Here is a 26,642-nt window from a genome sequence, read left to right as displayed (position 1 = left end):
GAATTTGAATTGGAGTTGATTGCTAAATCTTGGAAAGATCAAGCCTTCAAACAAGAACTGCTCAATAACCCGAAAGCAGTGTATGCCAGAGAGTTGCAGCAAGAACTGCCGCAAGGATTAGAAATTCGGGTACTAGAGGAAACTCCCAGCACTCTCTATTTAGTCATTCCTCGCAATCCGATGAACGCGCAAGTTACTGAAGATTTATCTGAGGAAGCACTCGAGTCTGTTGCTGGCGGAGGTTTTGTTGGTGGGATCAGTGTAATAGCCGAGGGTCATCTGATCACCTAACTTGAAGTTGGTGTTTTTTTTAGTATAGTCAACTTGGGAAGACTTGTAAGAAAAATTAAAAGTTTATGGCTAAGAAGCTGCTAGCTATTTTTTCTAAAGTTTTCCTGAAAAGTTAATCTTTTTCTGCCGATTTTCGCGCTAATAAACTACTCAACGTTAACCCTGAAACTTGGAGAGTTTGATATGTCTGAACAACAGCCCAAACGCCTGAACCGACACGAATTTGAATTGGAGTTGATTGCTAAATCTTGGAAAGATCAAGCCTTCAAACAAGAACTGCTCAATAACCCGAAAGCGCTGTATGCTAGAGAGTTGCAGCAAGAACTGCCGCAAGGATTAGAAATTCGGGTACTAGAGGAAACTCCTAGCACTCTCTATTTAGTCATTCCGCGCAATCCGATGACAGCGCAAGTCACCGAAGATTTATCTGAGGAAGCACTTGAGTCTGTGGCTGGCGGAGGTCTTGCTGTTAGTGTTGGCATAGCAGCTGGACTTGAAGCAATCTGGTGATTTGAAGTTGGTGTTTTCTCAAAGTAGTTAACTTGTCAAAACTTTAGGGGGAACTCAGAGTCAAGGCTACGCTAGTTGTTTTCTCGAACTGAGACTACCCCTAGAGTGATTTCATCTGACCCGAAAGGCATTAATACTTACATCCAGCACTTTACTTATCCTGACTGTTTTATTAGTAAAATCAACTGGAGTAGACTAATCCTCAAACTCCTACTTCATTCTAGTTAGACAGTCAGGACATTACTAAAGTAGAGCAAATAATTTTTGCTTCTCCCAAAGTTTAGTCAGTAAATTACCTATTTTTAATGCCGCTATCGGTATTAAAGCTCTGATGTAATTATTGTTTCACAGGATAAAATCATGAATAAGCTATCTCCAAATATTACCCAATATATTTCAAAAGAAAAAACTGATTTTAGTTTACAGGAAAAAAATCTTTTGAAGCTGGGCTGGTCTAATGATTTTGTAATATTAGATGAAGAAGAATTATTATCTGTAAGTCATCTAAAACGTTTCTTTGAGCGGTGGCATGGTGATTCAGATTTTCGCAACCAGTTATTGGCAAATTCACATGAGGCTGTTCTTCGCTACAATATAAAGGTAGATCCAGAGGAAATCAGACCATTATGGGATAAAGAATCTGCGGAAAAGTTTAGTGAAGAGAAACATCCTGAAGAAATACCTGCTTCGGAATTGTTAGAGCATTATCGGTCATTTACTCAGAAGACTAGACCAGAACTGATGAAATCTGTTGGGTCTTCTTCAAGTAATCCGCGATTCAAAGGATGGCGACAGCGGCAGATTGCTCGTACTACAAGTCAGTTTAAACAGCTGCTTCATGATGCTCTTGCACACGCTCCTGTTTGTTTTGAACTTAGTAAAGGATGTTCTGTTGGTTGCTGGTTCTGTGGTGTTTCTGCACCTCGGTTGAGCGATATTTTCTTTTACACTCAAGAGAATGCTAAGTTATGGCGCGAAGTACTTGAATTAATGAAAGAAATACTTGGATCGGCAGCGGGTGCTGGCTTTTGCTACTGGGCATCAGACCCCCTAGATAACCCAGATTATGAAAAATTCTGTAGCGATTTTCACGAGATATTGGGAGGCTTTCCCCAAACAACTACAGCTCAACCAATGAAAGACCCAGAGCGGGTTCGAGCCTTTTTAAAGTTATCAAAAGAGAAGGGATGCCCCCTGAATCGTTTCTCAATTCTTTCTTTAAAGGTATTGAATCAAGTGCATGAAGAGTTTAGCGCTGAAGAGTTAGCTCTTGTCAAACTAGTACTTCTACATGAAGAGGGAAACATCCCCAAAGCTACAGCAGGTCGAGCACGAGAGCGACAGCTAAAGAAGGGAGAGAAAGACAATAAAACCTATTCTCCAGATCAAGGAACTATTGCCTGTGCAACAGGATTTTTATTCAACATGGTCGATCGGAGTGTCAAACTCATCAGTCCTTGTAATGCTGATGAGCGTTGGCCCTTGGGCTACATAATTTATGATGAAGGAACTTTTTCCAATGTCAATGACCTGAAGCTTCTCTTGGAGAGGATGATAGACAATCATATGTCTCTTACTGTAAGACAGAATGATTCGATCGGTTTCCGTCGTGACTTGAGATACGAAAGCCTTCCTGATGGTTTTCAACTCTCAACCAACCTCAAAACTTTTAAGTTTCAAAACGACCCTTATCTTAGAGAGTTAGGTGAGTTAATCAATAAAGGTGACAAAACCGCCGCAGAGATTGCTTTTTTGTTCGACATTCGTGGAATCTCACCCGAACATACATTTCACAATCTTAATTTGCTCCTTAGTAAAGGGGTTTTAGACAACGAACCCAAGTCTAAAACTGCTGCAGTTACAAATTAGAGTTAACGAGTTTTAATCGATAAATCTGAGCAATTTAACTGTTTTTCTGTGGCTGTTTTTTAACTTGAAGTCATTTTTTGCAACTAAGCTAATTCTCTAGGAGAAAGCTATGACTGATGTGTGCTTGGTACTGATGCCTTATGCTTCAGTTGAACGACCTTCGATCGCGCTTGGATTGTTAAAGGCTTGCCTACAGCAAAGTCAGATCCAAACAGCGGTTATCTATCCAAATATTTGGTTTGCAGAAGAAATTGGTCTGGACGTATATACGTCTCTCAGCGATGTTCTGGTGATGCACTTTTTGGGCGAGTGGACATTTTCTGGAGCGGCATTTCCAGACTTTCAACCCGAGCGCTCAGAATATTTCCGCCTTGTCAAGTCACTTAACGCCAACTTAAAGACGGATATATTTTGGGAGGTTCGCCAGAAGGCAGTATCATTCGTTGAGCGTGTGGCTCACTCCATCCTGGATTTACGACCTCGTCTTGTTGGCTGTAGTTCCACATTTCAGCAGCACTGTGCTTCGTTGGCTCTCCTCAGGAAAATTAGGGAACTAAACCCTGACGTCATCACATTTATGGGTGGAGCCAACTGCGAAGCAGAGATGGGTCTAACCACTCACCGGGAGTTTCCTTGGGTGGACTTTGTTTTATCGGGTGAAGGGGATGATTTGCTGCCTAAATTCTGCAAAAAAGTTTTGGAGCATGGTCGTGACGTTAGCCCAACAAAGCTGCCCTACGGTGTCATTGCCCCTGCTCATCGTCATGCCAGTATGGTTGGAATTCAAGCTCCAAGAGCTTCCGCAGACAAATTGGATCGGCTGCCAACTCCTAATTATGACGATTACTTTGAAACTCTCCGCACTTCCCAAATTGCTCCATACATCAAGCCTGGACTACTGATTGAAACAGCTCGCGGCTGTTGGTGGGGGCAGAAACACCATTGCACGTTCTGCGGTCTCAACGGAAGCGGTATAACTTTCCGGTCGAAGTCTCCGACGCGGGTGATGGAAGAGGTCACTCAATTAACGCAGCGGTACGGGATGCGAAAGCTTGAGGTTGTCGATAATATCATGGATATGGATTACATGAATACGGTTCTTCCAGCTCTTGCTGCAGAAGAGGAACCGTACAGGATCTTTTACGAAACAAAGGCGAATCTGAGGCGCGAACATGTGCAACAACTGGCAGAGGCTGGTGTTCGTTGGATTCAGCCAGGAATTGAAAACATGCATGAAGGTCCTTTAAAGCTGATCGATAAAGGGACGACTGCTTGGGTAAATGCGCAGTTACTAAAGTGGGCAAGGGAATTTGGCATTAGAGTGGCATGGAATTTCTTAAGCGACATTCCAGGAGAGCTAGACGAGTGGTACAGCGAGATGGCAGCATGGTTGCCGCTAATTTTTCATCTACAGCCGCCCTCTAATGTAACCGGAATCCGATTTGACCGATTTAGCCCCTATCACGAACGGTCAGCCGAGTGGGGGCTAAAGCTTGTACCCAACCCGATGTACTCGTATCTATATCCTTTATCTATAGAGACGATTGCTGGTCTAGCGTACTTTTTTGAAGATCCAGCTGATATGCAGCGTCGGACACCTGATGAGAATGGCAAGCGGAAAGACCGACCAGGGCTAGAAGCACTAAAAGCTTGTGTGAGCGAATGGAAACAGCTAGACCAAAAAGAGTCACCGATGTTAAGCATGAAAGACGATGGCGATCGCTTGACTATCACCGATACTAGACCGTGCGCGATTGAGTCCCAACTTAGCTTAGAGGGATTAGCCTATTGGGTGTACAAAGCATGCGATCGCGCTCTCACGCCTCGGGAGCTAGTAAAAGCGTTGCGTACACAGTCAGAACTCAACGTTTCTTGGGAAGATCTTGAGCCAATTACAACTGAACTACAGGAGCGCAAGATTCTGATAGACCTTAACAATCGGTTGCTGAGTTTGGCAGTGAACGAACCCTACTTACCTTACCTATCACCAATAGAATCCCCTGGAGGATATGTTGACGCTACTGGGTTCATTCGTAGCAAGCGTAAACCACGCACCACTTTAGAGATGTGGGGTTTTACTGGGAATTTAAAGAAGTAGTGGGTTGTGTGGGTGGCTTTGCAGATCAAACCCAACAGCAAAAAAGGCATGCGCGAACACAAGCAGGTAACAAAGTAATGAATCGGTTTAACTGGCAGTTGTGGCAGCGGTTTTGGGCGATCGCTAAACCCTACTGGTTTAAGAGTGAGAAATGGCGTGCGAGAGGACTGCTGGCTATTTTGCTGATGTTGGCACTAGTTGCCGCTGGTCTGCAAGTGCTGATCAGTTTTATGAATCGAAATCTAGTCAACGCGCTTACACAAAAGAATATAGAAAGCTTCTATCGCACTGTCTGGATTTTTGTGTGTGTAATTGTCGTGGCAATCCCTTTGGTCGTCTTTTTCGACTACGTCCGAAAAAAGCTGAGTTTGTACTGGCGGCGGTGGTTGACTAATCAGTTTCTTGACGAGTATTTTCAAAACCGGGCTTACTACCAAATCAACTCCGACCCTCAGGTTGATAACCCCGATCAACGGATATCTGAAGATATTAACAGCTTTACTAAAGTTTCTCTAGACTTTTTGTTAATTGTTCTAACTTCAGTGACAACTCTGATTGGTTTTATAGGAGTGCTAGGGTCAATTTCTATCACCCTCGTCATCGTCTTGGTAGTGTACGCGCTCGCGGGCACCGTGATTACTGTGTTGATTGGCAAACGACTGATTGGGCTAAACTTCAATCAGCTCAGGAAGGAAGCAGACTTTCGCTATGGTCTAGTGCATGTGCGTGACCATGCCGAATCGATTGCCTTTTATCGGGGGGAAGCACAGGAATCTGAGGAGGTGAAGCAACGATTCGATGAGGCGTATCGGAACTTTAATCGCGTGATTGCCTGGGAACGGAATTTAGGTTTTTTTACTACAGGTTATGATTATGCGATCGTGCTTTTGCCTTTTGTGGTACTTGCGCCTGCGTACTTTGCGGGTCAAATTCAATTGGGAGTTATTACCCAAGCGGGTATTGCTTTCACTCAGGTATTACGTGCGCTGTCTGTAATTGTGAGTAAGTTTGAACAGCTGAGTGCGTTTGCGGCTGGAGTGAATCGTTTAGCTTTGTTCGATCGGACCCTAAACACTGCTCATCAAATCCGAAAAGAAGGAGCGACGGTAATTGATACAGCGCTTGATTCTCAACTAGCACTGAAACACGTTACCTTGAACACCCCCAACTATCAAAAGACTTTAGTTAGGGATTTGTCAATGGCGTTACCACCGGAGGAAGGGTTGCTGATTGTGGGTCAAAGTGGCACTGGCAAGAGTTCTCTACTGCGAGCGATCGCTGGCTTATGGAACGCAGGCACAGGCTGCATTATCCGACCAAAACTTGAGGAGATGCTATTTTTACCCCAACGACCCTATATGCTTTTGGGTTCTCTGCGTAGCCAATTGTTATACCCTAATACCAACTGTGAAATCTTGGAAGAGAAACTTTACCAGGTATTACAACAGGTGAATCTTGCCGACCTGCCAAACAGAGCTGGTGGTCTTGATGCAGAGTTAGACTGGGCTGATATTTTGTCCTTGGGCGAACAACAACGTCTTGCCTTCGCCCGCCTGCTGCTTACGCAACCCCGCTATGCCATTTTGGATGAAGCAACTAGCGCCTTAGATAGTCAAAACGAGCAGCGTCTATATACGCAACTACACACAACTGCCACAACGTTCATCAGTGTTGGTCATCGCCCTAGTTTGGTGCAGTATCACCAGTACGTCTTAGCACTCTTAGGAGATTCTAGTTGGCAGCTTATGCCTGCTCAAAGCTACACATCCAGTGCTAATTTGATGGACTAGCGGGATTTTTTGAAGAAGGTAAGTCTTTCGATAGTTGACAACACCAGTTTGCGTATACGTTTTGCTACTTTTTCTTCTTTGGCTGACAGTTCTATTGGCGGGTTCCAGACTAATGGACGCATAGTGGCTGCACTCCTGATACCATGTTCTCCTCTTTTTACACTCTGCAAAAACTGTGCATCTTGTCAACTACTTTTACTGGACTGGCGCTCTAGCTGTGAGAATTTATTCTCTGGTAGTTGAACAAGAGAATGAAACAGCCCTACACAAATACTGTACATTTTAACCAGCTTTTTTATCCTGAAAATTTCCAACTTACAGAAAGTATTATCCAACTAAAAAAATGTGATTTCTTACATAAAAATTGTGCATTGTATCTATATTTTTTACTGGTTAAGGTTATTATTAGCAATCTAAAATTACAGTTTTACTTTAGTCAATCTTGACTAAAGTAACAACAGCAAAAGTGATTAATAACCTTTAGTCACTTGTATCTCGATGAAGTAAACAAAGGAGAAACATATCATGACGAACAATCCCATAGACCCTAAAAAGAAAATCAACCCCAACCAGGAACCAAATGAGTTATCTGAGCAAGAGCTTGAGTCTGTTGCTGGTGGTGGAATAATTGACGACGTTAAGGACTTTGCTAAGGACGTTTACAAAGAAGGCAAAGAGTTAATTTCAGATATCAAAAAAGCTCTCTAGACATATCTAACAAAGTATCTGAAAAAAGATGTCTAAAAATTAAGTAATGCCAAATAATTTTCAGACATCTTTTTTTTAGAATCGCCCTTTACTGCACACTCAGCAAAACCAAAAAAATAGTGAGTCTGATAGAAAGATACTGCATTGTAATCAGAGGTTATCTCACTAATCGCTGCTAAGTATCAATAGGAGGAAGGTATATGTCCATTGAAAGTGCAAAGGCATTTTATTCACGGATGACCACGGATGAAGCGTTCCGAACGCAACTAGAACAAGCTGCAAGTAAGGAAAAACGTCAGCAAATCATCCAAGCAGCTGGTTATGAATTCACCTCGGAAGAATGGCAAGCCGCCACGGCTCAAATTCACGAGTCAAAGGCTGATAGCGAACTGGGTGAAGCACAACTGGAAGCTGTCAGTGGTGGGGTAGTACAAGCAATATATGGTGCGATTTGGGCTGACGACTGGTTCAAGTAAAACCAATTAGCGAGTAAATCAAAGAGGAATCTATGTCTATTGAAAGCGCAAAAGCATTCTATTCCAGAATGACTACGGATGTAAAATTCCGGACTCAACTTGAACAAGCAGCAACTAGTGAGCAACGCCAACAAATCATCCAAGCCGCTGGTTATGAATTCACCCCAGAAGAATGGGAAGTGGCTAAAGCTCAAATTAACGAAGAACTCAGCGACGCAGAATTAACAGCCGTTAGCGGTGGGTTGTCTATTCTTCCCGGTGTCCCCGATGTCCCAGGTTTTCCCATCACTCCCTTATACGGGAAGCCAACTATCTATACTGAGCCTTAATAACCGAGCGGTTAACCAAGTAGAGCTAATGACCAAAAGGGAGAGAAAATACGCTTTTCTCTCCTGAAAGAGCACAGAACACAGCATACACATAACTTGATTTATTCCCTATATGGACAAAAATGTTGTGTCAAATAAATATCGCAGAATTAGTTATGCCGTTTGGGAGATTACCCTGAAGTGCAACCTTGCTTGTAACCACTGCGGTTCTAGAGCTGGGCAAGCCCGCACTAAAGAACTCTCCACAGAAGAAGCCTTGGACGTAGTTAGGCAATTGGCTGAGGTGGGGATTAAAGAAGTCACTCTAATTGGCGGCGAAGCGTTTATGCGTCCCGACTGGTTAGAGATTGCTCAAGCCATCACGCAAGCGGGTATGATTTGTGGCATGACTACAGGGGGTTTTGGTATTTCCCTAGAAACCGCACGCCGGATGAAGCAGGCAGGAATTGCCGCTGTCTCTATCTCTGTAGATGGTGGCACAGCAGAGACTCACGATCGCCTGCGGGGGAAAAAAGGCGCTTGGCAGTCTGCGTTTAAAACCATGAGCCACTTCCAAGAAGTTGGCATCTATTTTGGCTGCAACACTCAAATCAACCGCTTGTCTGCTCCGAAATTTCCCCTTATCTACGAGCAGATCCGTGACGCTGGTGCTAGGGCTTGGCAGATCCAACTGACCGTTCCTATGGGTAACGCCGCAGATAACGCAGACATTCTGCTACAGCCTTACGAACTACTAGACCTCTACCCCATGCTTGCCCGTGTTACCAAGCGGGCTAACCGTGAAGGAGTTCGGGTACAACCAGGTAACAATATCGGTTACTACGGTCCTTATGAACGGCTTATGCGCGGAGGCGGGAATGAATGGGGATTTTGGCAAGGCTGTGGCGCAGGACTTTCCACCCTGGGTCTTGAAGCCGACGGTGCAATCAAAGGCTGCCCTTCACTGCCCACAGCAGCTTACACTGGCGGTAACATCCGAAACCGCTCCCTACGGGAAATTATTGAGCAGACCGAAGAATTGCGGTTTAACCTCGGTGCAGATACTCCCCAAGGAACAGAACACTTGTGGGGATTCTGCAAGACTTGTGAGTTTGCACAACTCTGCCGTGGCGGCTGCACTTGGACGGCGCATGTATTCTTCGATCGCAGAGGGAACAACCCTTACTGCCACTACCGCGCTTTAGAACAGGCAAAGCGGGGGATACGGGAACGAGTATACCCAAAGGTGCGGGCGCAGGGACTGCCCTTCGATAATGGTGAGTTTGCCTTAATTGAGGAGCCGCTTGACGCTCCCTGGGTTGAGAATGACCTACTTCATTTTACAGGCGATCGCATTCAGTGGTCAGATAGCTGGCAGGATGAACCCAAATCTTCTTACGCTCTAGCAAGATAAATACTATGAGTAAAACAACTGGTGATTCCCTTAGTTTAGAGAAAGAATCTTTACCCTACAAGGGAACTGACAATTTTGAAACCTCAAATGCTCATCTTCCTCTTTTACCGCGTTCTGGTTGGCAAAACCAACGAGCTTTTTTGAGTGTTCTTGTTAAGGCAAAGCGATCCCTAGACATAGCAGAGATTGCTGCTACTCTTTGGGATTGAGGCAACTTATTTAATCGCCTCGGAAAAATGTATGTCTGTTGAAAGCGCAAAAGCCTTTTATGAGAGAGTAGCGACGGATGAAGCCTTTCAAAAGCAACTCCGAGCAGCCAGTGACGATCGACGCCAAGAGATTATACTAGCTGCTGGCTACAGTTTTACATGGCAAGAATGGGAAGTCGCCCAGGCACAAATCTCAAAGTCAGATGACGGTAAACTCAGTGACGCACAGCTAGAGGCGATCGCTGGGGGAGTTGGAGCTGTCGCTGGGGGGCAGGCATCGTTCAACGAAGAGCCACGCGGTAGAGTACGGTTGGGTTTAAAGCAATCAATCGGCTCAATCAAGCTCTTACATCGGTTATTTTACCCGCCTACCTGGTCGATCGGGACTAAACTCTCGGTAGCACTGCTCTCAGTTACGCTGATACCGATGAGCTTCACCACTTATCACAACCTGCAAGAGAGCCTCAAAAATGCAAAGGACAGCGAGTACCGTAAACTGGAACTTTTAGCCACCAGTAATGCTAGTCGCCTCGACCAGCTAATTATTGATATCCAGCGCGTTGCTGTCCAAGTAAGTACTGACAAAGATGTGGTGGGTTTCCTCGCTTCTACCACGCCCCAGAAACAAGAATCTTTCCGCTCCTCCATGCAACGAACGCTGGATAACGTCTTTCGCTCTAATCCAGACTATGATGTAGTCTACGTCATAGACAGCAACGGTCGTTGCCTAGCTGCTACCGATCCAACATTTATTGGTCAAAACTACGCTTTCCGCAAGTACTTCGGCTCCAGCATCCAGGGACGCCCTTACGTCTCTAGCATTCTGGTTGGTAAAACAAGCAAACGACCTGGTATCTACTTCTCTAACCCTGTGCGGTCTGAAACTGGCAAGATTGTGGGAGTGGCAGTTTTAAAGATTAAGGGAGAGGACATATGGTCGATTGTGAATGCACTGCAGGCAGGTTCTCAGAGCCATGCCTTCTTGGTTGACCAGTACGGGGTAATTATTAGCCACCCCGATAAGTCCCTACTTTACCATAGCCTTACAAAGTTACCACCAGAAAAACTCAAGCAGATTGAGAGCGACCGACCTGATGATGTCAATCAGATTAAAAACCTTGACGTTCCGGAGTTAGCAGCGGTAATGGTGGGAGCCAAAGATACCGGTCGCACCAGCTATTACTCCCCGTTGGAGAAAACGCGCCAGACGATCGGCTTTGCCCCTTTAGAAGTGCAACCTTGGGTTTTGGGGGTGAACAAACCCAACGAAAAGTTTTACGATCCCCTAAATCACTTAATCTGGCAAAATAGCCTCAGCTTATTGGCAGTGGGAGCGATCGCCGCAATCATAGCACTGATCCTGGCGCGAAGCATTGCTAGACCGATTCGTGCTCTTACCAAGGCAGCGGAAACACTAGTGGAGCAGGACGATTTCGATTCTCAAAAGTTAACTGAGGTATCTCGCACGACGGACGACATTGGTCAACTGGTGCGCGTTTTCCTACAAATGGCTCAACAAGTGAAGGCGCGAGAGCAAAAGCTCAAACAGCAAGTCAAGGAATTATACATTGAGATTGACGAAGCGAAAAAAGCACGTCAGGTAGCTGAAATTACTCAAACGGATTACTTCGAGCAGTTGCAGAAAAAGGCGCGAAAGCTCAAGGGTCGAACGGTAAAAACTGGTGAAACTGAGCCAGATTACTTCGAGCAGTTGCAGCAGAAGGCGCAAAAGCTCAAGGGACGAGCAGTAAAAGTGGTTGAATAAAATGGCTTTAACACAATTCCATACTTAAAGGTATTGCATTATGTCTCAAATTGTGTCTATTCACTCATTCCGTGGTGGAACTGGCAAATCAAACCTGACTGCTAACCTAGCTGCTACTCTTGCATACGGGGGGCAAAGGGTCGGTATTATTGACACCGATATTCAGTCACCTGGGATTCACGTTATTTTCGGTCTAGATGAGGAAAAAATAAACCGCTCCCTCAATGACTACTTATGGGGTCGCTGTAGTATTAAAGATGCTGCCTACGATGTCAGTGACGCTGTAGCAGCCGAGGAGGAAAAAGCTGTGGCAGGCAGCCTCTACCTTATTCCCTCTAGTATTAAAGCGTCGGAAATTTCTCGAGTTCTGCGCGAGGGTTATGACGTGGGCAGACTCAACGATGGCTTTGAGGATCTTATTCACGATTTGAATTTAGACTACCTTTTGATTGATACTCACCCAGGTCTCAATGAAGAAACCTTACTTTCCATCGCTATCTCTGATATATTAGTTGTCATCCTGCGTCCAGACCGCCAAGATTTCCAGGGTACTGCTGTAACGGTGGATGTGGCGAGAAAGTTGGAGGTGTCCAAAATGCTGTTGGTAGTGAACAAGGTGCTGCCAACCTTCGATTTCGATGCCTTAGAGGAACAGATGGAGACGACTTACAACACCCCAGTGGCAGGCATTGTACCCCTTTCTGAAGAGATAGTTCAGCTAGGTAGCGGTGGTTTATTCTGCCAGCACTACTCTGACCATCCCTTCACCCAAACAGTGACAAAAATCGCCAAACAGATTGTTGGAAAGGGTTGAGGGAAGTAAGTTTCTTATTGGGGTCCGCTATATGAACCAACAGGAATTTCGGAAGAGTGTACTTGCGTCCTATGGTGCTAATGCCTTAGAGATAGAAGAACTGCTTGCCTACAATCAAAACGTCTTCGATCGCAGTTGTTTAAAACTCCCCGTCAAGTTTCCGCTTGCACCCGAAGCTCATGTGACCGCTTGGGAGGAATACGTCGTTGCAGCTAGGGAAATAGGAGCATTTGAGGCACTGAAGCAACGGCTGGTGCAGTTAAAGTTTCCCATACTCAAGGGTATCAGCCACACGTCAGCATATCGCTCTGCCACCCGTAAGGGTGTTCCGGTGGATACTATGCCCCAGGCAACTAGTTTGATTTTGAAGCAACCTGAGAAACTCCAGTTAATGATACATCAAAGCTTAGCAGGAGCCATCCCCGTTTTGCTCACTGGTAACCGGGAAGATTTTGTTTCTTTGGTACAGGCGTTAACAATGCGGAATGAACCACTACCAGTCCCTGCTTCTATGGGAGCATGCATGGTCGCTGGTTTCAACAACTGGGATCGGGTTCGCTTGTATCGCAAACAATGGGAAGGGCAAAATCCGGCGAATTGCTCCGAAGCCAGTTGGGCTGCGGAGTTTGGGCGGCTCATCCCCCAAAAAGATTTGTATCAGGATCGGTTTATTATTTTAAGTGATGGTTTTTATAGCGACGTTTCAGCCAATGATATAGGACTCCCGGAACCAGAGTGGCGGCGTCTATCCTTGACAATTCGGCTGGAACATGAATGTACCCACTACTTCACGCGCCGCTTGTTTGACTCAATGCGCGACAATCTGCTCGACGAACTGATTGCCGATTACAGGGGCATTGTGGCAGCGATAGGACATTATCGGGCTGACTGGTTTTTGCGCTTTGTGGGACTGGAGTCTTTTCCAGATTACCGTGAGGGGGGTAGACTACAAAACTACCGGGGTCAGCCACCACTTTCGGATGGAGCTTTTAAGATTTTACAGGCGTTGGTGAAGGATGCTGCCGAAAATTTGCAACGCTTTGATGCTGAGTATGCAGTCAAATTAAAAACCCTTAATGGTCAAATCTTTATGTTGATGGCATTGACCTATTTAACATTGGAAGAATTGGCTTCACTAGAGGCGAGCTTGTATATCCAAACGACTATAGAACAATTGCGAACAACTTTTTGTATGTAAATTTTAATTGTGTTTTTTTTACACAATACATGCACTTTCTTCTCGTTCCTACGCTCCGCGTGGGAACGCATTCTGGAGGCTCTACCTCCAATAATATACCAGAGGCAGAGCCTTTGGGTAGGCATTTCCAGGCTGGAGCCTGGGAACGAGAGAAACAATAAAGGTATAAATTATGAAAGAGATTTTACTGCAGGAATTAAGTAATAGCGACATCGAATGGATGGTCGCTACGGGTCATCGCAAGGAGATACCTGCTAACACTGTAGTTGTCCGGGAAGGAAAAACCCTTGATACCTTACATATCATACTGGATGGAACCTTGACAGTTACCGTCTCTCAAGCTAGTAACAATCCTCTGGATCGTGCTTTTGCAGCTATAGAGGGCGATGAAATCTTAGGTCGGGAAATTGCTAGGTTATCAAGTGGTGATGTTGTGGGAGAAATTCCCTTTGTCAATGTCCGCTCCACCGCTACCACGATTGAGGCTGTGGAAAAGTCGCTGGTGATGTCGATTCCAAAGCAAAAATTGGCGGCAAAATTGCAGCAGGATGTCGGTTTTGGTGCGCGATTTTATCGAGCGATCGCCATTCTGCTTTCTGACAGAATTAGTCAGCTTGGTCGTAGTAAACTTGTTTCCAGCCAGACACTCAGAGATATGCTGTTTGTTTTGGGCGAATTAAATGATAGTGACATTGATTGGATGATTGCTACAGGTAGTCGCCAAAAAATTGCCGCTAACACCGTAATTATACGTGAAGGAGGACCTGTGGATTCGCTGTTTGTTCTACTGAGTGGAACAATGTCAGTTTCTGTTTCTGAGGATAAGTATAATCCCTTAACCCGTGCCTTTGCAGCTTTAGAGGGTAGTGATTCAGGCAAAGAGATAGCGAGATTATCGAGGGGTGAAATCGTAGGAGAAACTCCTTTCATCGGCGAGCGCCTGCCTTCTGCAACTGTTAGGGCTACTGAAAACTCGCTTGTGTTGTCAATTAAGCGACAGCAATTAGCCGCAAAATTACAACAGGATGTCGGCTTTGCTTCTCGCTTTTATCGCGTGATTGCCACTTTGCTTTCAAATCGACTACAGGCAATGTTCAGTAGACTTGGTTATGGCAGGCGCGTTTATAGCAAAGGTCAGCCACTGAATGGAAATGTTGAATATGAGGATGAACTGGATTCTAACGTTTTAGATAGCATGGCATTGGCTGGAACTAGATTTGATTGGATCTTGAGCCGTCTAAGAGGAATTTAACTTTCTTCGACATAGAGTGTAAGGTGTTAGGTTTTAGCTTAACATCTATTTTTTTATTTGCAGTCTTTACCATGATAATTTTCAATATTATTCGTGTCCAGCAACTTATTAATGAGATTTATTTAGCTACAAAATCATTAGTCAAAACAAAAAATAGTGTAAAATTAAAATCAAAAAAAATACTAGTTTTATCAAAAAAAAGTGGATTGTTATCAAATGTTTTACTCCTTAAGCTATTAAATATAGCAGGTATGAATGAGAGGCAGGAAATAATTATCCGGAAAATATCATAAAGCCTGCAAGTTAAACACAAGGAGAAAGAATCATGGAAAACATTGAAGAAAAAAACTTGCCACTTTCCCAAGAGCAAGCTGAAGCTCAAGTTGAAGATGAGCTAAGTGCTGAAGAGGAAGACGCAGTTGCCGGAGGAGGAATTATTGGTGCAGCCTTAGGTGGTGCTGTTGGAGGTGCTGTAGGCTTTATTACAACTGGGACTTTAGACGGTGCTAAAGCTGGTGCTGCTGGCGGTATCGCAGTTGGAGGTTTCTTACCTGAGCCGTAATAATTTACGGCTCTCCTCTTGCTCATAATCAAAGCACCCCTCCCCGCCTCCGGCATCCCTCCACCACGTGGTAGAGGGATTGGGGGTGGGGTTCTGCGGTAATTGTGCGTAATTAACCGGACATGATATAAGGTATCTGCTTAACAGCTTTCTTTACTCTCAATGTAAACTCTAAACCTACGATAATTTGAGATGCTGAAGCAATCTAAGACAAACAAATTTACTCAAGCTGCCTTAAGGTTTGTAATTTTCACAATAGCTCTCGTTATTGTGCTAAAGCTTCAGGGAACGCCACTTATTCGAGCATTTCTGGATGCATCAGTGGGTGGCGTGGTATTTACAGCTTTGATGGAATTAATCGCTTGGTTTCGGAAGTGAGGGTTTTCCCCAATTTTTGTGACACTAAAGTGAGGATCAATGGTTGAACAAAAGCAAAACCTATTCCGAAAAGAATCACTGGAGCGTTTATCTTCTCCTGAAAGACTAGACCAGCTCATGCAGGTGGTCAGTCCCAAGAGCTGGCTGCCTTTAACCGCCTTGGGCTCCTTGGTGGTGGTGGCTGCGATCTGGAGTATTTATGGACGCATTCCCATCACCGTTGAGGGTCGAGGAGTACTGATTTATCCGCGACAAGTTGTGCCATTGCAGTCAAAAAGCGCAGGGCAGTTAATAGCTCTGAATATTAATGCTGGGGATACGGTCAAGAAGGGAGACGTACTGGCAACGGTTGACCAGGTAGATCTACGCAAGCAGCTACAACTAGCGCGTGCCAAACTAGTCCAACTAGAGGAGCAGGATCGCAACGCTAACTCGCTTCAAGTGCAGCGTCAGCAGCTTGACAAAAAGGCATTCCAAGAACAACGTCAGAATCTTCAGCAAAGGCTAAAGATCGTGCAGGATTTAACACCAATGCTGAGGGAAAAAGGGCTTGTGTCAATAGGGCGCGAGCGCCAGAGCCTACAACAGCGCTTGAAAACACTCCAAGGGCTGCTTCCTACCCATAAAAAGAGATTGGACAACCGCCAGATGCTATTTAAAGAGGGAGCGGTTCCCGATGATACGGTGCTAGAGGCGCGGCAGCAATACGAAGATGCTCGCGCAAGCATTAATGAAGCTGAATCTCAGCTGAAGCAACTAGACGTTAAGGAAGCAGATGCACAACGGCAATACCTCTCGAACCTGAACGAAATTAAAAACATCCAAGCCCAGTTGCAAGAACAAAACACTAAAGAAGCTAGTGTAGCTCAAGAAGACCTGCAAACTTTAACTACCCGGAAAAACGAGATTCAAGAAGTCAAGCGAGAGATTGCGAAACTGGAACAGCAATTAGGCACTAACAGCCAAATTATTAGTCAACACAACGGACGGGTTCTAGAAATCACTGTGACTCCTGGGCAGGTTGTCGATGCAGGAACCCGTCTGGGGAGCATAGATGCGGAAAATCAATCCAGCAAAATGGTTGGTATAACCTATTTTCCGGTTGGGGAGGGCAAGAAAATTCAACCGGGTATGACGATCCAAATTACGCCCCAAACCGTGAAGCGGGAGCGCTTTGGCGGCATAGTGGGTACTATCACCACTGTCTCACCCTTTCCAATTACAAGGGAAGCCGCCGCTAGTGTGGTGGGTAATTCAGAAGTGGTGACAGGTCTGGTAGGTGAGAAACAGGAAGGAGTTATGCAAGTATTCGCTGACCTCAAGCCGGATTATACCACATTCAGTGGCTACAAGTGGTCTTCTTCTACCGGACCGCAATTAAAAATCTCTTCTGGAACTACTACAGTTGTTCGAGTCAACGTGGAAGAGCGAGCTCCAATCACGTTTGTTTTACCTATTCTGAGGTCGGTCAGTGGTATCTATTAATACTTATTTATTGAAATCTATTAATCCTTTGCAGTACCTGCAAAATCTGCTGCAAAATCAAGGCAAGCGGGTAAAGACTCCCACGCTTTTGCAAATGGAGGCAGTGGAATGTGGTGCCGCAGCTCTGGGAATTATACTGAGTTACTACGGAAGAATTGTGCCGCTGCCAGAACTGCGTCGAGAGTGCGGAGTCTCTCGCGATGGCAGCAAAGCTTCTAACGTGTTGAAAGCTGCCAGAGCCTACGGAATGGAGGCCAAAGGCTTTAAAAAGGAACTGGATCAACTTTCAGAGTTGCGCCCTCCCTATATTGTGTTCTGGAACTTCAACCACTTCCTAGTAACGGAGGGATTTAGCAATGATGTCGTCTATCTTAATGACCCCGCCTCTGGACCGCGAAAGGTATCTCGACAGGAATTTGACGAGGGGTATACCGGAGTGGTGCTGGTCATAGAACCAGGTCCGGAGTTTGAAAAAGGGGGTCGTAAACCCAGCCTAATTCTATCCCTATGGGAACGGCTACAGGGTGCTACTGGTGTCCTAATCTACTGCTTGCTGGCGGGATTTTTGTTGACACTTGTCGGCCTAACGGTACCCGTGTTCAGCCAAGTATTTGTAGACGAAATTCTGGTTCAGGGACGGCAACATTGGCTGCGTCCTTTGCTTTTGGCAATGGCGATCGCAACGGTGCTCCAAGGATTACTAACACTGCTGCGGTTGCGCTATCTGCGACGTCTGAAAGTCAAGCTGTCTGTAGCGATGTCCAGCCGCTTTTTGTGGCACATCTTGCGTCTACCCGTTGGTTTTTACGCCCAACGATTTGCGGGAGAAATCAGTAATCGCACCAGTCTCAACGACCAAGTTGCTGATGTTCTTTCCGGGAAGTTGGCAACTACAGTCATTGATGCGGTGATGGTCATTTTTTACGCGCTAATCATGCTCCAATATGACTTGGTACTAACTTTGGTTGTAATTAGCTTTGCTGCGGTCAATGTCTTAACCTTGCAGTGGATCTCCCGTCAGCGCGTAGATGCTAATCAGCGATTAATCCAAGAGTATGGCAAAGCTGCTGGGGCATCCATAGCCGCTCTTCAAAGTATAGAAACCATCAAGGCATCTGGGTTAGAGTCAGATTTCTTTTCCCGGTGGTCAGGTTACTACGCCAAGGCAATTAATTCGCAGCAGGAATTGGGGGTGACAAACCAGACGTTCTCAGTATTACCCACGCTTTTGTCTTCGCTCTCATCTATGGCTTTATTGGTTGTTGGCGGTTTACGGGTAATGGATGGGCATCTCAGCATCGGGATGCTCATAGCTTTTCAAGGACTGATGCAGAGTTTTTTGCTGCCTGTCAACAATCTCGTCAGCTTCGGCAGTACCCTTCAAGAAATGGAGGGCAATTTGATTCGCCTGGATGATGTGCTGGACAACCCGGTAGATTCACAAGGAGTCAGGACTCAGGAGTCAGAAGTCAGGAATCAGAAGTCAGAAGTTAGAACTCAGGAGTCAGGAGTTAGAACTCAGGAGTTAGAACTTAAAAGTCAGGAGTTAGGAGTCGCCAGTGCGGTGGGCGGGTCTCCCGACTTGATGCAACTGCCGTTTAGTAGTCAGGAGTCAGTAGTTAGTAGTCAAAAGGCAGAAGGCAGAAGGCAGAAGGCAGAAGTAAAGATTCCTCCCTCACTCCCTCACTCCCTCACTCCCTCACTCCCTCACTCCCCCTCTCCCCCTCCTCTTTCCCGTCTACAGGGGTACGTCGAGCTGGAGAACATCACATTTGGCTATAGCCGCCTAGAGCCTCCCCTGATTGAAAACTTTAGCCTCTCGGTCAAGCCCGGACAACGAGTAGCTCTGGTAGGCGGGAGCGGCTCTGGCAAGTCTACCATAGCCAAACTGGTAAGCGGACTCTACGAACCTTGGGAGGGAGAACTTCACTTTGATGGTATACTCAGAAAGCAGATTCCGCAATCAGTACTAACTAATTCCGTCGCTATGGTAGAGCAGGAGATTTCGATGTTCGGCGGAACTGTTAGGGACAATTTGACTTTATGGGATACCACGGTATCAGATAAAAGCTTGGTGCGGGCTTGCCGCGATGCTGCTATTGATGATGTGGTTCTCTCAATGTCTGGGGGATTTGATGCGTCCCTTCTCGAAGGTGCTACCAACTTAAGTGGAGGACAGCGACAGCGCCTAGAAATAGCCCGCTCTTTGGTGAACAACCCCTCCATCCTCCTCATGGATGAAGCCACCAGCGCCTTGGACACAGAGACGGAAAAAATCATTGACCAGAATCTGCGGCGACGGGGGTGTACTTGCATTATTGTCGCACACCGCTTAAGCACGATCCGAGACTGTGATGAAATCATCGTCCTCGAACGCGGAAAGGTAGTGCAACGAGGAACTCACCAAGAATTGAGGCAAGTGGAAGGGGTGTACTCGCGCTTGATACACAGTGAAAGTTAAGCGCTTCCGGGAGTTTAAATATGGTCAACCAAGTTAGTATCACAGATTTACAAGGACAACTGTGCAGCGTTAAAGGTAATGAGCCAATACTGCTGGACGACCCCCAGACCGTTTGGGTGGTTCAGTCCGGCTCTGTAGCGTTGTTTGCCGTTACAGTTGAAAATGGCGTTATAGAAGGGACTCGCCGTTATCTGTTCAGTTGCGATCCTGAAGAGGCACTGTTTGGAACCGCTGCTATAGAGACGCAAGATCTCGCGTCTCTACATGGCGATCGCCACCGCCGACTCTTGGCAGTACCGATTGGGGAGACAGAACTGCTGAAGGTAGATCGGGAATGCTTTAGAAAGTTAGTCGCCCCTTCAAATGGCAAAGTGGTTGCTTTGGTAGAGAACTGGCTCCAGCAAATCGACGCTGTACTATCCCACATCGCTACACCAACGATTCAAGTTCGGGCAAAGGGAGAAGCACGATTTTCCCTAATCGATGGTCAAACTCTCCAACCCGAACCAGAGGCGATCGCTTGGGTACAGGTTCAGCAAGGAAATGTCCGGTGGATGGGGTTTGAGGAACTAATTCTAGATCCGGCTGTGGGAGTTTTTCCCCTCAGCGACGGAATGTGGTTAGAAGCCGTAGAGCAGGTTCAGCTTGCCACCCAGACCACAAGCGCAATTCGGAACCCGGATACTCTGCTAGGGGGGCTGTCCCTACTTCATACTCAACTCCTTGACTATATTAACCTCTTAGAACAGCAGGAGGCGCAGGAAGAACAGCAGCGGCTACGCGATCGCAAACGTCTCAATTGTCAGGTGACAGCGGAGGCTTTGGGCGAACTAGCATCGTCATTAGGAACTCAAGAAGCAACTTTTTTCCTAGAAGGTACACCCTTATTAGTCGTTGCGGGTGCTGTAGGAAGATCGCTAGGTGTGACAATTCGTCCTCCTGCTCGGTCAGAAAACCTCCAGCGAGTCAAAGACCCTTTAGAGGCAATTGTGCGATCCTCGCGGTTACGAATGCGGCAGGTTCTGCTACGGGACAACTGGTGGGAGAAGGACAGTGGTCCCCTAGTGGCGTACACCCAAGAGGACAATCAACCAGTGGCACTGCTGCCTATTTCTGCTACTCGCTACGAAATCTTTGATCCAGTCGAACGAACCCGTGTTCCTGTGGATGCCCGTAATGCAGGGACACTAGCTCCGGTTGCTTATATGTTTTATCGGTCTCTGCCCGATAAAGTCCTCAAAGCTGGGGATCTATTTCGGTTCGCGCTCAAGAATCGCGGTCGGGATCTGCTTGTCATTTTTTTGACTGGCATTGCCGCTACGCTGTTAGGGATGCTCACACCCCATGCCACTGCCATTTTGATTGACAACGCGATTCCGGATAGTGACCGGGGGTTATTGCTGCAAGTCGGGTTGGGGCTGCTGGTTGCTGCCTTCGGGACAGCACTATTTCGGCTGGCTCAGGGGTTTGCCCTCCTACGGGTGGAAACTGTTTCAGACGCCTCTACCCAAGCCGCTGTGTGGGATCGGCTGCTGAACCTGCCAGTATCCTTTTTCCGCCAGTATACCACAGGTGACCTTCAGTCCCGCGTTACATCGATTAGTACAATTCGTCGTCAACTCAGTGGCACAACCCTAATCACTCTCATCACTGGTTTGTTCTCATTACTGAACTTAGCGCTTTTGTTTTATTACAGCTGGAAATTGGCACTAGTCGCTGTTGGTGTGGCAATAGTGGCGATCGCTGTCACCACACTCTCTGGCGCACTCCTCGTCCGTAAAGTTCGTCCACTACTGGAAGTAAAGGGAAATATTTTTGGGCAGACAGTACAACTTATAAATGGCATTTCTAAATTGCGTGTTGCTGGGGCTGAGGAACGCGGTTTCGCCTCTTGGAGTAAAAACTACAGTCGGCAAATAAAACTAGAACTTAGCACGCAGAACGTTGAAGACTTTGTCGCGCTTTTCAATACAGTGATGCCCACGCTGACTTCTGGAGTCCTCTTTTGGTTTACTATTCAGTTGCTTCAGGAGGCTCAAACTACAGGCGGTATTGGACTGACCGTTGGCACTTTCCTGGCTTTTAACAGTGCATTTGGTACCTTTATCAAAGGTGCCACAGACGTAAGCAATACAGTAACTAACACTTTGCAAGTCGTCCCCCAGTGGAAACGCGCTCAGCCAATTCTAGAGAATATACCGGAAGTGGATCTTACCAAAGCAGACCCTGGTAAGCTCAAAGGCAGAATAGTTGTGGATCGTATCGCATTCCGCTACCGACACGATGGACCCCTGATACTAGATGATGTAAGCCTATATGCACAGCCTGGGGAGTTTATTGCACTTGTAGGCGGCTCCGGTAGCGGTAAATCTACTATATTTAGATTGCTACTGGGGTTTGAAACTCCCGAAGATGGCACCGTTTATTACGATGGTCAAGATTTGTCTGGATTGGATGTTGACGCAGTACGTCGGCAGTTGGGTGTCGTTCTGCAAGCTGGTAGGATTACGTCAGCTTCCATTTTCGACAACATCGCCAGCGGTGCTAGGGTTACACTTGATGAAGCCTGGGAAGCAGCCCGAATGTCTGGATTTGCTGACGATGTTGCTGCTATGCCCATGCAAATGCATACGGTCATCAGTGAAGGAGGTGGCAATCTCTCTGGGGGACAAAGGCAACGCCTGCTGATTGCCCGTGCTTTGGTATTAAAACCCCGGATTTTGCTATTTGATGAAGCTACCAGTGCTTTAGATAACAGAACTCAGGCAATCGTTAGTGAAAGCTTAGACAAAATGCAAGTGACTCGCTTAGTCATTGCCCACCGTCTCAGTACTATCCGCAATGCTAATCGTATCTATGTACTCCGATCGGGTAGAGTTGTCCAACAGGGTAGTTTTGACAAATTAGCTTCTCAGGAAGGAATGTTTGCCCAGTTGATGGCTCGACAAATGGCTTGACTTATAGCGATTTTCATCCGAATGAGGTACGGCTTCATCCGTGTGTATCCGCGTGAAGGGTGCGGTTCCATTTTTTGTGTATTGCACCCAAGTGAGAACCGCCATATCACCGCTAGAAACCAACAGCTTGGTCGAAACGTAACATTTCTAAACTGCGATCGCCATAAACTCCCTCTATTTGCTGACGACAGCATCCTATGGCAAAATCGTTTAATTCTTCTGGTTCTATACCGTACATATCTTGAAACACCTCTGTTTCCACTCGACAGAAGCGCGGGCGATTTAGGTAGATACGGCACTCCCGATTCTCTTTGTCGTAATTCATACACCACCCATCTTCACTTACCATACTCAGGTAAAGTTCCAATTCTTCAGGTGATAGATACTCATGTAAGTCTGGGCGCTCTGACGGGTCGAGATGACAGCACGCTCCACATTGCTTTACACATTGCCAAGTTGCCACTGTTAAAACCTTTATTTTTTATTTCTTATACTTTTGTTAAGTTACTTAAAGTCTACCGCCAAATGCCAGATATGATCGTTTGCAAGTATTACAACTGTATTTAATCTCTTAGGTCAATTGGGAGGAAAAATGGAAGCGTTAGCCAATATTAACTGGGAAGTGATTTTCCAGCTGACATCTGTTGCACTTATTATGTTAGCCGGTCCTGCAGTAATTTTCGTTCTAGCATTTCGCAACGGTAACCTTTAATAAAGTAAACTGACCCCCGGAGTCACGCACGGGGGCTTTCGCCTTACACGCTCAATGGAGTCAGTGCTGGTTGATAACAACCAAAGTAGAGGATACTTAATTCCTCCACAGAAACATCAGTTTCCGATTCAGGATTCAGGAAGTAAGGATGGATTGGTAGAAATTCAACTTGAGGCTTTGCTTTGGGTGAAGACACAATCTGCTCTATTAAGGTCAAATAGTTTTGGGCAGTCGTATCCCAAGTGTAATTCCTTCTGACTCGTCGCTGACCGACAACAGCAAAATGCTCCCACTCTTGAGGATCGCATAACAACCGCTCCAAACCACGGGCAATATCAGCCGGGTCTTCTGGATCGACAAGTACGCCATATTCGCGATCGCCCTGTTGCAAGCTCTCGCTGGGACCGCCGTTTTGAGTTGCGACTACTGGTAACCCTGCTGCTGCTGCTTCTAAAGGAGCCAAACCAAAGGGTTCGTAGAGTGCAGTGAGGGCAAACACCGATCGCCTTTTAGCCATAAACCGATAAGCCGCAGCAAGAGACTCCTGTGAAGAAATAGGCAAGCCAAAAGCACCAATTTTTCCCCACAAATTATTTTCCTCAACCACCTTCCGAATAGGAGCTAACACCTCAGTTTCAGTCATTTCGTCGCTAGCTGCTTCTCGCAGAGGATCGTCTAGCCCTCCTGTTAGCAGCAACAAGTTCGCTCGTTCTTGAAGGGTTTCACTTATTGCAAAAGCTTGAACCAACCCTAATAAATTTTTTTTCAGTTCCAATCGACTCGATGCCAAAATAGCAGGCAATTCCCGACGTGACTCTGCAATATCTCGTGCTAACCTATCTTGAAGGAACTTACAAATAATTTCCTCGTTTTCGGTACGCGCATCTTTACCAAAAATAGAGAAATCAGTCCCTGGAGGAATAACCGCAAAACGGTTGTCGTCATTTACATCCACCGCATCCTTATACACGCAATGAGAGTACTGTTCAAAGCGTTCTTGTCGCGTACTGGTAATATTCATAGCCGAACGGTTCATGCTCAGACGTTCGGCAAAAATGCGGTATTTGAAATTGAATTGCTCGTTTATTTGAGCCAAATTCTCTGGTGTAGCCTCCAATTTATCTATCTTTTGAGCACCGAGAGAATGAGCGGTAAAGGTGAAAGGTATTCCTGTCTTCTCTTCAATAAGAACGGCGCTGAGTCCTCCATCACCGTAGTGGGCAGTCATAACATCGGGGAACCCACCTTCCTGCTGATAGAATTTTAGAATGTTGGGTACCCAATCTTTGACTAAATGAGGCCACAAAAACTCTTTAGGCAAGAATTCATTCGGTCCTGCTGGTAACCGAATGATGCGGACGTTATCAATATCTGGATAATAATCAAACGTTTCGCCAAACTCCGGCCAATTCGGATCGATAATTTGACGGGTGATAATATCAACTTTATGACCTTTTCCAGCCATTGCGATCGCAACTTGCCTAATGTAGACTAGCTGACCGCCAAAATCTACATGTTCTGCTATGTGACTGTTGCCTGAATCAAAGTTGCCCTGAGGGTTGAGAAATCCAATATGCATTGCCCACTTCCTAATACAAGTTGATTTCCACCTAGATTTCCGCCTAAACGCTGCAACATAACAGCTTGACAAGTTTACCTTGACTTGACTTGACTGAGGAACTCAAGCACAGAGACTGTATGCGAGCGCCATCAAAAAGTTAGCCCAAAGGCTTTCACAGATTTTCTGCAACGTACATTCAGCCGATTCATGCATTTTTTCCTAATACTTAAGTTAATCGCTAATCGGGCTGACTTACCATATATCCGATGACATAAACAGTGAGCAGTAACCAGTGACCAGTGACCATTACGGATTGTTTGTACGTTTTACAAATTTTCGCTTTCGGTCTCTGTAGAGGATTCCTTTTCTTGCCCCCCTACTATCATCCTTTAGAAGACTTTTTCACCTGAGTCATTTCTGCCAACCAGGTAAATAAAATGATACCGCAAAAATCAGCTGCTAAATCTACCAAATCAAAACTACGATATGGTGATAATTTTTGTAGAAACTCTTCACTGATTGTAAAACAACTAACTACAAGAGGAGCCATTGGCACAAAAAAATTCAAAATTTGAAATTGACGTTTTTCTAAAGCCAAATGCCCTAAATATGCTGCCATACCTATTAAAAAGAAATGCAATATTGTATCATAGTAAGGAAATTGTGCTATTTCAGTTGGAATAATTCTCATGTAAGCTGAAATACATATTGATAGCAAGATGCCAAGATAAAACCAAAAAGCAAAAATCCAAAAGTGGTTTGACAACATTTTTTAGTGAGTGTTTTTCAAGTTTTTACGTTCCGCCAACCAGGTAAAAAAGATGATGCCGCATAAATCGGCTAGAAGATCGAACTCATCGATCCCTGCACGCCATATAAATTTTTCTGTAATTTCATCTATACTACAAAAAAAGAAAATTATTATTGGTGCAATAGGTAAGGAAACTTGAAAAAATCTAAAATTATATTTCTTTATAGATAAATGCGCTATATAAGAAATAAATCCTATTAAAATGAAATGCCCCATTAAATCTATAGGGGCGCTTTTCGTAACTTGAGATGGAATAACTTTTGTATAGACCGCAAAAGATAGTAAACCCAAGAGTGTCAGATAAAAACAAAGTACAACAATCAAAGGGCGATTGATTTTCATTGGTTATACTATTTTAGATTTTGGATTTTGGATTGAGTAAACGGCGATTGGATTTAATCTCAATTAATTATAGCGGTTTTCAATTGAGTGCAATACATAAAAAAGTTATGGAACCGCAGCCTGTAGCAGCCCGTAGCGGATAAATCTGTACTTCATTTAAGTGATAACCGCTATATATCGTATTCTTTTTTCAGTTGGTTGTTATTAGTTATGTAACTAGTTAGAAATTCAAAATAAATAAAGAGCATTCCGCAAAGGAACACTCTCTATCTGGAAAATTCATATTAACTTTATAAAATAGCTAACAAAATCCCAATTTAAGTGAAATCTCTAGGCATGAAGATTTGCTTGTTCTTGTAACCAAGGATCGACAGGTGTGCCATCTTTACGACGCAATTCAATTTCAACCACCATGACCTCTTGTGAACCAGGAGGTGCAGGTTTTTGGTGGAAAAGAATATCAAAATCAGCAGGATTTTGATTGCGTTCCTTCAACCATTCCTGCACTTTAGTGATGGCAAATAATGATTGTCCCTGTTCAAACATTCGGGTAATTTGCATTTGTAGTGAGAAGGGATTTAAGCGACCCATTTTTTACCCCCATACGATTTTAGATTTTGGATTTTGGATTTTGGATTTTATTCCACCAATATGGTGTTTTTGGTGGGCAT

At 45.3% G+C, this 26,642-nt stretch carries 25 protein-coding genes; 20 read left to right on the top strand and 5 right to left on the bottom strand.

The genetic code is table 11. The features are described 5' to 3' along the window. The 19 genes from ACKTT2_RS47505 to ACKTT2_RS47415 all read left to right on the top strand — a co-directional run. On the top strand, nucleotides 1-291 hold a 291-nt coding region (locus ACKTT2_RS47505; protein WP_407899928.1), incomplete at its 5' end, for an NHLP leader peptide family RiPP precursor. 183 nt (nucleotides 292-474) lie between these two features. Then, nucleotides 475-801: an NHLP leader peptide family RiPP precursor gene (locus ACKTT2_RS47500; protein ID WP_407899926.1), complete on the top strand. Its 327-nt coding sequence runs from the start codon at nucleotides 475-477 to the stop codon at nucleotides 799-801. Between the two features lie 360 nt (nucleotides 802-1,161). After that, the gene (locus ACKTT2_RS47495; protein ID WP_407899924.1) at nucleotides 1,162-2,670 is read left to right on the top strand and encodes a radical SAM family RiPP maturation amino acid epimerase; all 1,509 of its coding nucleotides are present in this window, start codon (nucleotides 1,162-1,164) and stop codon (nucleotides 2,668-2,670) included. A gap of 109 nt (nucleotides 2,671-2,779) precedes the next feature. Then, nucleotides 2,780-4,768, top strand: a complete 1,989-nt coding sequence (locus ACKTT2_RS47490) for a RiPP maturation radical SAM C-methyltransferase (protein WP_407899921.1) — start codon at nucleotides 2,780-2,782, stop codon at nucleotides 4,766-4,768. A 77-nt stretch (nucleotides 4,769-4,845) separates the two neighbouring features. Then, on the top strand, nucleotides 4,846-6,558 hold the full coding sequence (locus ACKTT2_RS47485; RefSeq protein ID WP_407899919.1) for an ABC transporter ATP-binding protein/permease: 1,713 nt from the start codon (nucleotides 4,846-4,848) through the stop codon (nucleotides 6,556-6,558). 525 nt (nucleotides 6,559-7,083) lie between these two features. Next, nucleotides 7,084-7,266 carry a hypothetical protein gene (locus tag ACKTT2_RS47480; RefSeq protein ID WP_407899917.1) on the top strand — a complete coding sequence of 61 codons (183 nt, stop codon included), beginning with the start codon at nucleotides 7,084-7,086 and terminating at the stop codon, nucleotides 7,264-7,266. A 200-nt stretch (nucleotides 7,267-7,466) separates the two neighbouring features. Next, entirely contained in the window at nucleotides 7,467-7,742 is a 276-nt protein-coding gene (locus ACKTT2_RS47475; protein ID WP_407899915.1) for a Nif11-like leader peptide family RiPP precursor, read from the top strand. A gap of 32 nt (nucleotides 7,743-7,774) precedes the next feature. Then, entirely contained in the window at nucleotides 7,775-8,071 is a 297-nt protein-coding gene (locus tag ACKTT2_RS47470) for a Nif11-like leader peptide family natural product precursor (RefSeq protein ID WP_407899913.1), read from the top strand. A gap of 127 nt (nucleotides 8,072-8,198) precedes the next feature. Further along, a complete protein-coding gene (locus ACKTT2_RS47465) occupies nucleotides 8,199-9,464 on the top strand; it encodes a nif11-class peptide radical SAM maturase 3 (protein WP_407899911.1) in 1,266 nt (421 codons plus the stop codon). Nucleotides 9,465-9,469: 5 nt separating this feature from the next. After that, the gene (locus ACKTT2_RS47460) at nucleotides 9,470-9,673 is read left to right on the top strand and encodes a hypothetical protein (RefSeq protein WP_407899909.1); all 204 of its coding nucleotides are present in this window, start codon (nucleotides 9,470-9,472) and stop codon (nucleotides 9,671-9,673) included. A 31-nt stretch (nucleotides 9,674-9,704) separates the two neighbouring features. Next, the gene (locus ACKTT2_RS47455; protein ID WP_407899907.1) at nucleotides 9,705-11,438 is read left to right on the top strand and encodes a Nif11-like leader peptide family RiPP precursor; all 1,734 of its coding nucleotides are present in this window, start codon (nucleotides 9,705-9,707) and stop codon (nucleotides 11,436-11,438) included. 40 nt (nucleotides 11,439-11,478) lie between these two features. Continuing rightward, nucleotides 11,479-12,252: a MinD/ParA family ATP-binding protein gene (locus ACKTT2_RS47450; RefSeq protein WP_407899905.1), complete on the top strand. Its 774-nt coding sequence runs from the start codon at nucleotides 11,479-11,481 to the stop codon at nucleotides 12,250-12,252. Nucleotides 12,253-12,283: 31 nt separating this feature from the next. Beyond that, nucleotides 12,284-13,450: a DUF7005 family protein gene (locus tag ACKTT2_RS47445; RefSeq protein ID WP_407899903.1), complete on the top strand. Its 1,167-nt coding sequence runs from the start codon at nucleotides 12,284-12,286 to the stop codon at nucleotides 13,448-13,450. 172 nt (nucleotides 13,451-13,622) lie between these two features. Continuing rightward, entirely contained in the window at nucleotides 13,623-14,702 is a 1,080-nt protein-coding gene (locus ACKTT2_RS47440) for a cyclic nucleotide-binding domain-containing protein (RefSeq protein ID WP_407899901.1), read from the top strand. A 325-nt stretch (nucleotides 14,703-15,027) separates the two neighbouring features. After that, nucleotides 15,028-15,264 carry a hypothetical protein gene (locus ACKTT2_RS47435; RefSeq protein WP_407899899.1) on the top strand — a complete coding sequence of 79 codons (237 nt, stop codon included), beginning with the start codon at nucleotides 15,028-15,030 and terminating at the stop codon, nucleotides 15,262-15,264. A gap of 192 nt (nucleotides 15,265-15,456) precedes the next feature. Beyond that, the gene (locus ACKTT2_RS47430) at nucleotides 15,457-15,642 is read left to right on the top strand and encodes a hypothetical protein (RefSeq protein WP_407899897.1); all 186 of its coding nucleotides are present in this window, start codon (nucleotides 15,457-15,459) and stop codon (nucleotides 15,640-15,642) included. A 39-nt stretch (nucleotides 15,643-15,681) separates the two neighbouring features. Continuing rightward, on the top strand, nucleotides 15,682-17,127 hold the full coding sequence (locus ACKTT2_RS47425) for an NHLP bacteriocin system secretion protein (RefSeq protein ID WP_407899895.1): 1,446 nt from the start codon (nucleotides 15,682-15,684) through the stop codon (nucleotides 17,125-17,127). Then, complete coding sequence (locus ACKTT2_RS47420) at nucleotides 17,114-19,588, top strand: NHLP family bacteriocin export ABC transporter peptidase/permease/ATPase subunit (protein WP_407899893.1); 2,475 nt, start codon at nucleotides 17,114-17,116, stop codon at nucleotides 19,586-19,588. Before ACKTT2_RS47425 ends, ACKTT2_RS47420 begins: the two co-directional genes overlap by 14 nt. A 20-nt stretch (nucleotides 19,589-19,608) precedes the next feature. Continuing rightward, complete coding sequence (locus ACKTT2_RS47415; RefSeq protein ID WP_407899891.1) at nucleotides 19,609-22,545, top strand: NHLP bacteriocin export ABC transporter permease/ATPase subunit; 2,937 nt, start codon at nucleotides 19,609-19,611, stop codon at nucleotides 22,543-22,545. Between the two features lie 112 nt (nucleotides 22,546-22,657). On the opposite strand, the gene ACKTT2_RS47410 is transcribed toward ACKTT2_RS47415, so the two are convergent. Further along, nucleotides 22,658-23,008, bottom strand: coding sequence for a YkgJ family cysteine cluster protein (locus ACKTT2_RS47410; RefSeq protein ID WP_407899889.1), 351 nt, complete (start codon nucleotides 23,006-23,008; stop codon nucleotides 22,658-22,660). 129 nt (nucleotides 23,009-23,137) lie between these two features. Between ACKTT2_RS47410 and psb30 the strand changes: the two genes are divergently transcribed. Then, nucleotides 23,138-23,257, top strand: a complete 120-nt coding sequence (gene psb30 / locus ACKTT2_RS47405) for a photosystem II reaction center protein Ycf12/Psb30 (RefSeq protein ID WP_017740085.1) — start codon at nucleotides 23,138-23,140, stop codon at nucleotides 23,255-23,257. A gap of 43 nt (nucleotides 23,258-23,300) precedes the next feature. Here psb30 and ACKTT2_RS47400 read toward each other — a convergent pair whose 3' ends face one another. The 4 genes from ACKTT2_RS47400 to ACKTT2_RS47385 form a co-directional block, all read right to left on the bottom strand. Further along, entirely contained in the window at nucleotides 23,301-24,836 is a 1,536-nt protein-coding gene (locus ACKTT2_RS47400; RefSeq protein ID WP_407899886.1) for a glycosyltransferase, read from the bottom strand. 364 nt (nucleotides 24,837-25,200) lie between these two features. Continuing rightward, on the bottom strand, nucleotides 25,201-25,509 hold the full coding sequence (locus ACKTT2_RS47395; protein WP_407899884.1) for a VanZ family protein: 309 nt from the start codon (nucleotides 25,507-25,509) through the stop codon (nucleotides 25,201-25,203). 81 nt (nucleotides 25,510-25,590) lie between these two features. Beyond that, nucleotides 25,591-25,971 (bottom strand): VanZ family protein, encoded by a 381-nt coding sequence (locus tag ACKTT2_RS47390; protein ID WP_407899882.1) that lies wholly within the window; start codon nucleotides 25,969-25,971, stop codon nucleotides 25,591-25,593. A gap of 330 nt (nucleotides 25,972-26,301) precedes the next feature. Next, nucleotides 26,302-26,562 carry a hypothetical protein gene (locus ACKTT2_RS47385; protein ID WP_155748133.1) on the bottom strand — a complete coding sequence of 87 codons (261 nt, stop codon included), beginning with the start codon at nucleotides 26,560-26,562 and terminating at the stop codon, nucleotides 26,302-26,304. Between the last annotated feature and the right edge of the window lie 80 nt (nucleotides 26,563-26,642).

The organism is Scytonema hankhaensis NUACC26 (genome assembly GCF_045865695.1).
Lineage (GTDB): Bacteria > Cyanobacteriota > Cyanobacteriia > Cyanobacteriales > Nostocaceae > Scytonema.
This window is presented reverse-complemented; position numbering and strand designations above follow the sequence as displayed.